The organism is Candidatus Blochmannia festinatus (nom. nud.), from assembly GCF_059936355.1.
Window position 1 is genome coordinate 538,334 of the sequence record NZ_CP012116.1, and the last position, 12,804, is coordinate 551,137.

Here is a 12,804-nt window from a genome sequence, read left to right on the forward strand (position 1 = left end):
ATATTAATTAAGGTAATATAGTCTTAACATTAATAGGTTTTTCTTCATTCTTCGATTCACCCTTACCTTTATTAGCGTGTGTGACTCCAGAAACCTGATAAAAATCATACTCTAATTCTTTTCCTGGTCCTTCTATTAATAAATCAGATTTTTCATATACTAAATTATCTCTTTTAAAATCACTCATTTCAAAATCTGAAATTAACTGAATAGCTGCAGTTGGACAAGCTTCTTCACACATACCACAAAAAATACATCTAGAAAAATTAATTCTAAAAAATTCTGGATACCATCGACCATCAACAGTTTCCGATTTTTTCAAAGAAATACAACCCACTGGGCAAGATACTGCACACAAATTACAAGCTACACAACGTTCATTACCAAATTGATCTCTAGTTAAAACAATACGTCCACGATATCTAGGAGATAATTTACAAGAAACATCAGGATATAAATGCGTCTCTCGTTTATTAAAAGCTTGTTTTCCAACCATCCATATACTACGTATTATAGAAAAAACATTTATAAAAAATTGTTTCAGCTTTATCATAAATATATTTCACCAACATGAAATTGATTATATTAAAATAAAAAACGCAGTAACTAACAGATTTAATAACGCCATAGGTAATAACCACTTCCAACCAATCAACATAACATGATCATAACGAGGCCTTGGCAAAGAAGCGCGAATTAATATAAATAATAATATAATAACACTTGTTTTACTAATAAACCATACTATTGGAGAAAGATAAGGACCTGACCAACCCCCAAAAAATAACACTACCATAAATGCTGACATTGATATAATATTAATATATTCAGAAATAAAAAATAAACTAAATTTTATGCCAGAATATTCAATATGATACCCTGCAATTAATTCTTGTTCTGATTCTGGCTGATCAAAAGGATGTCTATGACATAAAGCTAAACTTGATATAAAAAAAATAATAAATCCTAAAAACTGAGGAAATATATTCCATACATTTTCTTGATCTTTTATTATATCTGACAAATTAAACGATCCAGATTGAGCAACTACTCCCATTAAAGATAACCCTAAAAACACCTCATAACTTAATGTTTGTGCAATAGCTCTTACAGAACCAATTAAAGCATACTTATTATTACTTGACCAGCCTGCAAGTAATACTGAATATATCGATAATCCTGACATCATAAGAAAAAACAATATTCCAATATTACAATCAAATATAACTACATTAGGAAACAATGGAATAATAGGCATAATCATTAAAGATATAATAAACGCAATCATTGGTGCTAACACGAATATATATCGATCAGAAAAAACAGGTACCCAGTCTTCCTTAAATATAATTTTAATTAAATCTGCTAATAATTGTAAAGATCCCTTCCAACCTACTCTATTTGGACCATATCTATTTTGAAACAGAGCTAATAATCGACGTTCAATAAAACTCATGTATGCTCCACATACAACTATAATAAATAAAACAAATATCGAACGAATAAAAATATCAAAAAATTTTAATGATTCTGAAACATTAACCATCATGACGATCTAAAACTCCCTCTACATTTTCTGCATACATTCCCAAAAAAAACATAGGAACTCCAGGAAAACCTATTGGTAACCCAATATGTTTTATAGGTAAATTAGTGCTTATTTTTACTGGTAAACATAAACTATGCCCAAAACATACAAATCTAATCAACATACCTTCTTTCAAATTTAATTGAGTAGCATCTAATACACTAATCTTTGCATATAAAGAAGGCATACAATCCTGAATACATTTTGTGCGTTGCGACATATATTCACTCCCAAATAAATGCCAACAAGGAGCTATTAACCATCTACTTAAATTATTATTACTACTACTATTAACTGAGCAACAATATTTAGAAGAAATTAATTTAATCCAATTTATTTTTTTATTACTATAATTAATATAGCCCTTATCAGATATTGAATCAAATAATCGAATCCCAGGATCTTCCGGATATAGTTCTTCTCCTACTTGATTTTGTAATTTATTCCATGATTGAGGAGAATTCCAACCAGGAGACCAAGCAAATGCTACTTGATTATATGATGATCTTTGGTGACGATGATTACCCTCCATAGAAAAAGTAAACATTGTTTCATCATTTTTTAAGGTACAGGGTTCATGTACATTTACATTTGAATGCATAGAAGTACGTCCACTATAACGATGCGTAGATTGAGCTATTTTTTGTCCATGTACTCTAAAACTAGCAGCTGGAGCAGCATATTTAATTCCAATTAATTTTGGAAAACAGCGTACGACAGACTCTATTACATGATCAATATGTAACTCTTTTGTTCTAATATAATTAGTATATGAATCACGTATTAAATACAACCATCTCCAACTTTCCAAAATATTAACGTTATTATTATAAAAATTAGGATCATATAACCTAAAGAATCTCTGTGCCCTTCCTTCATAATTAACTACAGTGCCATCGCTTTCAACAAAACTAGCAGCTGGCAAAACTAAATTTGCTTTTTCTTGAATTAAATTATATTGATGATCAAGAACAATCAGATAATTAATATTATTTAACATATTGTTAATTCTTTCCGTATTAGCATAACGATACAAATCATTTTCTAATACCACAATACTAGTACGCATTGCCGATTTTTTTGTTACAGTACTACTACTACTAGTAGCACATAACGAATCAATAGCATCATCTAAACTTTTAGTAGTCATCATAGATAATCCAATACTATTAACATCTTGAGTAACAAAAAGAATTCCCACATCATTTTTTATTTTTTTTAAAGCACAAGCAATATTAGAAGCAGCAACAATTAACTCTTTACTTCCTGCATTACTTCCTGAAATAATCAATGGCTTACGGGATCTTTTTAACTGTTGTACTACTATATTTAATTTATCATTTAATACAGGATTAAAATCCTTAACTCTAGGAAATGAATTATCCAAAGCATGAGCTATAGCACAACCAAATCGAGCTTGATTTAACGCAGAATCATAATATGTTACCATAGCTAAATCATCTAATTTTGTTTTATCAAAACCGATAATCAGTAATGGACATTTAATATTTTGAGAAAAATTAATAACAGATATAGATTGCCAATTTAAAATTCCTTCAGATTCTGCCATCTGATATGAATGACCTTTCATTGCTTGACGTACTGATAACGCAATACGTGCTCCAGTTTGAGTAATATCTTCCCCTAAAATTAATATTACATCATAATCTTCCACTTCGCATGCAGATGGAACATAAATACCACTATTACATAATATCTCTAATATTAATGATAATCTTTCTTGTTCAGAAGAATTAACTCCAGAATAAAAATTATCTTCACCAACTAAATTTCTTAAAGCAAAATTACTTTCAATGCTTGCTCTAGATGAGCCTATCCCAATTATTTTATCACTATCTTTAAAAAATTTTACAGAATTTTCTATAGCGCTAACTAAATTAATTTCAGTATAAAGATTATTATTGTTTTTTTTTAACGGATTTTTAAGTCGATCACTAATATTAACATAACCACATCCAAATCTTCCTCGGTCACATAAAAAATAACTATTTACTTTACTATTATAACGATTTTCCACTCGACATAATTTACCATAACGCTCACCTACGATAATGTTACATCCCACACTACATTGTTGACATATACTAGGAGCAAAAGTTACATCCCATTTTCTAGCGTAATTTTTTGATTGTGTTTTATCAGTAAATACCCCAGTAGGACATATTTCTATCAAATTTCCAGAAAATTCATTTTGAAGCATACCATCTTGAACTCGTCCAAAATAAATATTATCATGAATACCAAATACACCTAAATCATCACCACCTGCATAATCGTTATAATAACGAACACATCTGTAACAAGTAATACAACGATTCATCTCATGATTAATAAATGGACCTAAATACTGATTATAATGAGTACGTTTAGTAAATTTATAACGTCTATAAGTATGACCAGTCATTACAGTCATATCTTGAAGATGACAATTACCTCCTTCTTCACATACCGGACAATCATGAGGATGATTAATCATTAATAATTCTAATATACTTTTTCTAAACTCCTTTAGTTCTTTCTCAAAAATAGAAATATGTATGTTCTTTTTTATCGGGGTCATACAAGACATAACTAACCTCCCAGAACTTACAACAGTAGCATCCTTATCACTATCATACAATTTCACAGCGCATTGTCTACAGGCTCCAACACTTCCTAATGCAGGATGCCAACAAAAATAAGGAATATCAAACCCCAAAGATAAACATGCGTCTAAAATATTTTTTGATTTTTTTACAAAATATCGCTTACCTTCTATATAAATAGGAACTGTCATATTTATTAACATCCATTCTTATTCAAAAACACATACATATATATATAAAATATTAAAATTAATTAATTATTTAAATATTAATTTAAATAATCTGAATACTGCTTATATTATTATCAATATTTAAATTATTTAAATTAATACCACATTCAAACTCATTACGAAAATACTTTAAAGCACTTTTCAAAGGCTCTATTGCTCCAGGAGCGTGCGCACAAAAAGTTTTTCCAGGACCTAATAAATCACATAAATGATCTAAAATCTCGATATCTCCAGAAACACCATTATTTTTTTCTAATGACAAAAGTAACTTTACTATCCAAGGTAATCCTTCTCTACATGGAGTACACCATCCACACGATTCTCTAGCAAAAAATTCTTCTAAATTGCGCACTAAACTAACCATATTAACAGTACTATCTATAGCTACTACCATTCCAGTTCCAAATCTGCTACCTACAGCACTAATGCTATCAAAATCCATAGGAGTATCTAAATGATCTTGAGTTAAAAAATCTGTACTTGCACCTCCTGGTTGCCATGCTTTTAAAAACAAACCATCACTCATACCTTGAGCATAATTTTCTAACAACTCCCGAGCTGTAATACCAAATGGAACCTCCCAAACTCCAGGATTTTTCACCTTACCAGAAAAACCCATTAACTTAGTTCCAGTATCTTTACTATTCTTACTAGAAAGGGTTTTATACCAACTTTCTCCATATTCTATGATTCCAGGAATATTACACAATGTTTCAACATTATTAATACAAGTAGGTTTACCCCACAACCCCGACTGAGCGGGAAAAGGAGGTTTAGGTCTAGGAACAGCTCGTTTTCCCTCTAAAGCACTAATCAAAGCAGTTTCTTCTCCACAAATATACCTACCAGCTCCCTTATGTAAAAATATATTTAAACTAAACTCAGTATTTAAAATATTTTTACCTAATAATCCTGATAATCGCAATTCAGAAATAGCAAAATTTAAATACTTAGCAATCAGAATATATTCATAACGCAAAAAAATATAAGCCACAGAAACATCTAAAGCATATCCAGCAATTAATATTCCTTCTAATAACAAATGCGGCAATCTTTCCATTAAAAAACGATCCTTATAGGTCCCTGGCTCCATTTCATCTGCATTACATATTAAATAACGAACTTTTTGATCAGAAGATTGACTATTTGACATCATAGCCCATTTTAATCCAGTAAAAAAACCTCCACCACCACGTCCTCTTAGTCCTGACTTTTTAATCAATTCAATAATATCAGACTTAGACAAACACGTAATTGCTTTACGCAAAGCAACATATCCATGTTTAGATTGATATTCGTTTAACCACACCGGTTCATCAGTTTCTAAATTCATCCTCCAAGTTAAAGGATACCTCTCTGGACTTTGATATTTTTTTTTCATTATGAAATATTTACTGATACAATTCTAAAATTTTATTTATTTTCGACAAAACAACACATGAATATAAATCTTCATTAATCATAATAACAGGAGACTTATCGCACATTCCTAAACAACAAGTAGGTAATAAAGTAAACTTATTATCTTTAGTAGTGTTTCCAATTTTTATACTGAAAATATCTTCTAATTTCTCCTTAATTTTATCACATCCATTAAGATAACATACTATACTATCACAATATCGTATAATATTTTTACCTACTGGTTGTCTGAAAATTTGATTATAAAATGTAGCTACTCCCTCTACTTCAGATACAGAGATGTGTAATATTTGAGCTATCAATACAATTGCATCATCTGACACCCATCCATAACTCTTTTGAACTATTTTTAATGCTTCTATAGAAGCTGCCTGATTATTTTCATAACGATCACACTCTGCTTGAATAATATTTAATTCCTCCTTAGTTAACTGCATAATACTTCACTCACTCCATAACAATTAATATACTGTTGATAATATTTTACTATAATTTCCGCATTTATTATCTATAATATCATTGTTTTTATATCAACGATCCACATCTGACATAACAAAATCTATACTTCCTAAATAAGCAATTAGATCAGATATTAAACTCCCTCTAATAACTGATGGAATTTGTTGTAAATGAGGAAAACTTGGAGTACGAATTCGAGTTCTATAACTCATAGTATTGCCATCACTAATTAAATAGTAACTATTAATACCCTTAGTAGCTTCAATCATTTGTAATGACTCATTAGGAGGAATAACAGGACCCCAAGATACTTGAAGAAAATGAGTAATTAAAGTTTCAATATGCTGCAATACATGTGTTTTTTCAGGAGGAGTAGTTAAAGGATGGTCAGATTTAATAGGACCTACAGGCATATTATTTAAGCACTGATCTAAAATACGTATACTCTGATACATTTCTTCTATTTTTAAAACAATTCTATTATAACAATCGCTAATACCATTTCCTATAGGCACATCAAAATCAAAATTTTCATAACCAGAATACGGTCGTGATTTTCGTACATCAAATTCAATGCCAGTCGCACGTAATCCAGCTCCTGTTACCCCCCAATTTAATGCTTCCTTCGCTCCATACGATCCAACTCCACAAGTACGTTTTTTAAAAATACCATTTTTTAAAGCCATTTCAACATAAAACAAAATTCTCTTGGGTAACCAGGATAAACACTGTGTCAATAAATCATGCCAATTATCGGGTAAATCATAAGCTACCCCTCCAATCCTAAACCAGGCTGGATGCATTCTAGCTCCAGTTATTGCTTCTATTACATCATATATCTTTTGTCTATCAGTAAATGCTAAAAAAACTGGAGTCATAACCCCTACATCTTGTAAATAAGTACTAACGTAAAGTAAATGACTGTTAATTCTAAACAATTCAGACAACATAATACGAATAACTTTTGCTCGATCTGGAACAACAATCCCAGCAAGCTTCTCAATAGCTAATACATAAGGCATCTCATTAATACATCCACCTAGATACTCAACTCGATCAGTGTAAGGTATAAAACTATGCCATGATTGACGTTCTCCCATTTTTTCTGCACCTCGGTGATGATATCCAATATCTGGAACACAATCAATAATTTCTTCCCCATTCAATTGTAAAATAATGCGAAATACCCCATGTACTGATGGATGATTCGGACCAAGATTAAGAAACATAAAATCTTCATTATTATTATATCTTTTCATTCCCCACTCTTCTGGATTAAACAATAATTCTTCCATAGATAAATCTTCTTTTTGCTTCGTAAGAGTAAAAGAAGGACAAAATTCTGTAGCTCGTGCCGGATATTCCTTACGCAACGGAAAACCTTCCCAATTTTTCGGCATGATAATACGAGTTAAATTTGGATGATTATCAAATTTTATTCCAAACATTTCCCAGGTTTCTCGTTCATACCAATTAGCATTAATAAATACAGAAGTAATTGTAGGAACATGCATAGATTTTTCTAATAAAGGAACTTTTAAAATTACATCAGCATTAATTGATATAATCATTATATGATAAAACACTGTAAAATCAGATTCTGGCAATTTTGAACGATGTATTCGTAATCTTTCATCAATACCATGTAAATCATATAACATAACATGCGATTCTATTTCTTTCAAAAATACCATTATAGGTATAATTTTTTCACGGGGTATCCAAACCATCAAAGCATCAGTATAAGAAAATTGTATTATGAAATTAGATGACCCAAATTCAATAATCAAGCTATTTAATATAGAATTTTCTTTACAAAAAAACGAACTCTTATCAAGATGTTCATTACTACTATTCATAATGTGATATTCTAATTATATAAATTGATTAATATTAATCATAAACAAGTAATAAAATAAAAACAATAATATTTATTTGTTATATGTACATTATCAAGTTTCTGTATGATATGTTTGTTTAACACGAATATCATGTTTTTGGTCTTTTTCAGATTTCATATTCGCTCGATACACTCCCTTATCTTTTACAACCCAAGAAAGAGGTCTACGCTCTTCATTAATAGATTTTTGTAACAATAATAAAGCTTGAATATACGCTTCAGGTCTTGGAGGACATCCAGGAATATAAATATCTACTGGAAGAAATTTATCCACTCCTTGTACCACAGAATAAATATCATACATCCCTCCAGAATTTGCACAAGCTCCCATAGAAATTACCCACTTTGGCTCTAACATTTGATCATATAAACGTTGAATTATAGGAACCATTTTAATAAATGGAGTTCCAGCAATAACCATAAAATCTGATTGACGAGGAGACGATCTTAATACTTCTGATCCAAACCGAGCAACATCATGTACAGCAGTAAAAGCAGTAGTCATTTCTACATAACAACAAGACAACCCAAAATTATAAGGCCATAAAGAATTACTTCTACCCCAATTCACTATTTTATGTAACAACACAGCTAATTTACCAAAAAAGATATTTCTCTGAACATATTTCTTTAATGGGTCAGACACTACCTTTTGATCCTGTAGTGGATATTCATCATTATCATTTTTCTTTGTACGGGCTAAAGTTAAAGTATATTTCATAATTATTTATCACGCTCTTTAAGAAATTTTAAAATATTATCTAAACTCAAACAAGTGTGGATACTATCATCATTTTTATTTTTTAATGGATTTTTTATCCAATTAAACGCTCCTATACGCATTAAATATATTAAACTTATTAATAAAATAAAAATAAAAATAATTATCTCAGTAAACCCTATCCATCCTGATTCTCGAATAGATATAGACCAAACATATAAATATATTCCTTCTGCATCAAAAATCACAAAAAGCATCCCAATCAAATAAAATTTAATAGAAAATTTTATCCGAACTTGCCCTGTAGATTTAATGCCAGACTCAAAAGGAACATTTTTTGATAGAGAATCAGATCTACCACCTAAAAAATATCCACATAATAACATAAAAATACATAAAAAAACTGCGCTTACTATATATATAAATATTCCTAAATAATGCATATATTGACTTATCCATCCTTTTAAAACAAAACTAAAATAACAACAAAACATCATATACATACATGTGATATATACTCAAATCTATTATTACATCATCAATTCAATCACCCAATCTATAAATGTAGATGTATTAATTAATTTTAAACATTAATTTAATAACAGGATTAACCGCATAAAATGAACCAAATACTAATATACAATCATTAAAATTAGAATCAGCAACAGCTTGATTCCAAGCACTAGTTATATCTTCAAAATATTTAACATCAAATCCAACAAAATTATTAAATATATCTTTCATATTTGCAGAAAATGGTGTAGCTAAATTAGCACAGTACCAAATATTAATTAAGTTACTTAAATAATACGCAGTATTTCTAATATCTTTACTTTTTAACATGCCAATTACCGCTCTTACTATCCCTTTTCTTCTTGAAATTATTGGATATAATCTATTAGTTACATAAAAAGCAGCATGAGGATTGTGTCCTACATCTAATATCATTAATGGATAATGATTAATTATTTGCAATCTGCCCAATAAAATAGCATTACGCAATCCATAATTAATCGATTTTTTAGATACTCTAAAAGGCAACCAATACAATATACTTAAAACAACAGCTGAATTTTCCAGAGGAATAAAAAAAGGTGTAAGTAAATTTATTAAAAATCTACGGTATTTATTATATCGTATCCACGTCCAAGTACCGTTCTTACAGCAATAAAAATCCCAATCCTTTCCTCGAGCAAATAAAATTGATGAATAATCCTTTGCTATTTTATCTATAATTAATGGACGATTTAATTCTCCAATTATAGCTGGTTTATTTGCACGAAAAATACCAGATTTTTCTATAGCAATCTTATGTCGAGTTCCACCTAAAAAATCACTATGATCTATTGCAACATTCGTAATTACAGAAATATCTGGATTTATAATATTAGTCGCATCTAACCTACCACCTAAACCAACTTCTAAAATCACTAAATCTAATTTAAATTGCTTAAATATATATAATGCAGATAATGTTATAAATTCAAAATAAGTTAAAGCAATTCCATTTCGTGCACTTTCAACTACAGACATTGATTTCACATGTATATCATCAGGTAATTGCTTACCACATACACGAATCCGTTCTTTATAAGACAATAAATGAGGAGAAGTATATAAACCTACTTTAATATTATTATGTAATAATATTTGTTCTAATAAACAACATGTAGTTCCTTTACCATTTGTGCCTCCCACTAGTATGCTATAGAACCTAAAAGGTATTAACTTTAACTCCATAGCTACCATTTGTATTCTATCCAAATTTAAATTTACTAAAACAGGGCTTAAATTTTGCACATAATCCAACCACTCTATTAATGAATACTTTTTCTTAATTGATTTTAAGTAATTACACATATATTAAATATTTAATACCTATTATTTTCATACTCTTAACAAAACTCATCAACTCTAATTCACGCACCATCTTAATAAATTAAATAAAATTAAAAACATATAACTTCATATCATATATCTAATATGATATGACTTGATTAGTCAACTTAGATAATAAATTTGCTAACTTCATTCGCATATCTGGTCTACGTACAATTAAATCAATCATTCCTTTTTCTAATAAAAATTCACTACGTTGAAATCCTATTGGTAATTTTTCTCGAACAGTTTGTTCAATAACTCTAGGACCAGCAAAACCTATAAGCGCTTTTGGCTCAGCAATATTAAGATCCCCTAACATTCCCAAACTAGCAGACACACCCCCCATAGTTGGATTAGTTAAAACAGAAATATATGGTAAATTTTCATCATATAAAAGCGACAAAGCTGCAGTAGTTTTAGCCATTTGCATTAAAGATATAAAAGCTTCTTGCATACGAGCCCCTCCACTTGCAGAAAAACAAATAAACGGACACTTAAATCTCAAAGATTGATTCACTCCACTAATAAAACGCGATCCTACCGCCGAAGACATTGATCCTCCAATAAAATTAAACTCAAAAGCAGCCGTAACAACAACCATATTATATAAAGTTCCTTGCATAACAATTAAAGCTTCTGTTTCCTTAGTTATCTTTTGAGCAGAAATTAATCGATCTTTATACCTTTTCGAATCTTTAAATTTTAAGATATCTTTTGGTATAAACTCCTTTCCTATTTCTACAGCGCTACCTTGATCTAAAAATGCAAGTAAACGAGTTCTAGCAGAAATTTGCATGTGATAATCACACCGAGGACATACCTCTAAATTACGTTTTAATTCTTTAGTATATAACAATTGAGAACAATGACTGCATTTAGTCCATATTCCTTCCGGAATATTTATTTTTTGAGTAGACAATATCCTGTTTTTATGAATAATCCGTTCAATCCAACTCATTATTTACTCTTAATTAAAAATAAGTTATATTTTACTAATAATACAAATCCAATTATATAATTAAATAACACAATATATTCACCTTTATTTTATAAAACATTTTATACTTAAAGTAATCATAACTTACAAATAATTATATTTTTATTTTTATAAAAATATTTCTATATAAACATACATCTCAAAACATGTAATAAATTCATAAAATTCATTCTATTTGATAATTTTAAAAAATCTTCTATTTTTCAGTATCAGTAATAAAAAAATGGTTAGGATACTTTACTTCAGCTAAATATAAACCATATGCAGGAGCAGTGATTCCTGCTAATGATCTTTTACAATTTTTTAATAATTCTAAAATCCACATTTCTGGTTGATTTCCACATCCAACTTCTACTAAGCTTCCTACAATATTACGAACCATACGATATAAAAATGAATTAGCTTTAATATCTATAATTACATAATGACCTACACGAACAATTCTCAAATGATATATATTTCGATATGCAGAACATGACTGACATCTTGATGCCCGAAACGCTGAAAAATCATTCTCCCCTAATAAATATTGAGCTGCCCTAGTCATTTTACAAGTATCTAATAACTTTGAGTAATGCCAAGTGTTTTTAAAAAAAACAGCAGATCTCATTACATCATTATAAATACAATAATAATAACGTCTAGAAATCGCACTGAACCTAGCATGGAAATTTTTTTTTACTAAACTAGCCCAACGTATACAAATATTGTCGGGTAAATAACTATTTACTCCCAAAGTCCAAGCAGATTTTGGATATTTTACATCAGTTTCAAAATGTATAACTTGACCTAAAGCATGTACACCAGAATCTGTTCGACCTGCGCAAAATACCGTCACCGATTCTGATGTAATGGTATTTAAAGCCTTTTCTATACAATCTTGTACACTAACCCCACACTTTTGCTTTTGCCAACCACAATATCTAGATCCATCATATTCGACTCCTAAAGCTAATTTAGGCATACATATTTTATATATTAATAATAACAAATAATGATA

Annotated in this window: 11 protein-coding genes; all 11 read right to left on the bottom strand. The window is 29.5% G+C overall.

The genetic code is table 11. The annotated features are described in order from the left end of the window. Window positions 1-7: 7 nt before the first annotated feature. Entirely contained in the window at window positions 8-553 is a 546-nt protein-coding gene (gene nuoI / locus Bfest607_RS02455; RefSeq protein ID WP_500838167.1) for an NADH-quinone oxidoreductase subunit NuoI, read from the bottom strand. A 27-nt stretch (window positions 554-580) separates the two neighbouring features. Next, window positions 581-1,549 (bottom strand): NADH-quinone oxidoreductase subunit NuoH, encoded by a 969-nt coding sequence (gene nuoH, locus Bfest607_RS02460; RefSeq protein ID WP_500838168.1) that lies wholly within the window; start codon window positions 1,547-1,549, stop codon window positions 581-583. Further along, window positions 1,539-4,385, bottom strand: a complete 2,847-nt coding sequence (gene nuoG / locus Bfest607_RS02465) for an NADH-quinone oxidoreductase subunit NuoG (RefSeq protein ID WP_500838169.1) — start codon at window positions 4,383-4,385, stop codon at window positions 1,539-1,541. The genes nuoH and nuoG overlap by 11 nt, the downstream gene beginning before the upstream one ends. An 82-nt stretch (window positions 4,386-4,467) precedes the next feature. After that, entirely contained in the window at window positions 4,468-5,808 is a 1,341-nt protein-coding gene (nuoF, locus tag Bfest607_RS02470) for an NADH-quinone oxidoreductase subunit NuoF (RefSeq protein ID WP_500838591.1), read from the bottom strand. Between the two features lie 7 nt (window positions 5,809-5,815). Then, entirely contained in the window at window positions 5,816-6,283 is a 468-nt protein-coding gene (gene nuoE / locus Bfest607_RS02475) for an NADH-quinone oxidoreductase subunit NuoE (protein ID WP_500838170.1), read from the bottom strand. Window positions 6,284-6,376: 93 nt separating this feature from the next. Continuing rightward, entirely contained in the window at window positions 6,377-8,164 is a 1,788-nt protein-coding gene (nuoC, locus tag Bfest607_RS02480; RefSeq protein WP_500838171.1) for an NADH-quinone oxidoreductase subunit C/D, read from the bottom strand. Window positions 8,165-8,257: 93 nt separating this feature from the next. Then, complete coding sequence (locus tag Bfest607_RS02485; protein ID WP_500838172.1) at window positions 8,258-8,926, bottom strand: NuoB/complex I 20 kDa subunit family protein; 669 nt, start codon at window positions 8,924-8,926, stop codon at window positions 8,258-8,260. 2 nt (window positions 8,927-8,928) lie between these two features. Further along, window positions 8,929-9,369, bottom strand: coding sequence for an NADH-quinone oxidoreductase subunit A (gene ndhC, locus Bfest607_RS02490; RefSeq protein ID WP_500838592.1), 441 nt, complete (start codon window positions 9,367-9,369; stop codon window positions 8,929-8,931). Window positions 9,370-9,499: 130 nt separating this feature from the next. Next, the gene (gene folC, locus Bfest607_RS02495) at window positions 9,500-10,786 is read right to left on the bottom strand and encodes a bifunctional tetrahydrofolate synthase/dihydrofolate synthase (RefSeq protein ID WP_500838173.1); all 1,287 of its coding nucleotides are present in this window, start codon (window positions 10,784-10,786) and stop codon (window positions 9,500-9,502) included. 118 nt (window positions 10,787-10,904) lie between these two features. After that, complete coding sequence (accD, locus tag Bfest607_RS02500) at window positions 10,905-11,765, bottom strand: acetyl-CoA carboxylase, carboxyltransferase subunit beta (RefSeq protein WP_500838174.1); 861 nt, start codon at window positions 11,763-11,765, stop codon at window positions 10,905-10,907. 235 nt (window positions 11,766-12,000) lie between these two features. Further along, window positions 12,001-12,768, bottom strand: coding sequence for a tRNA pseudouridine(38-40) synthase TruA (gene truA, locus Bfest607_RS02505; RefSeq protein ID WP_500838175.1), 768 nt, complete (start codon window positions 12,766-12,768; stop codon window positions 12,001-12,003). Window positions 12,769-12,804: the final 36 nt, after the last annotated feature.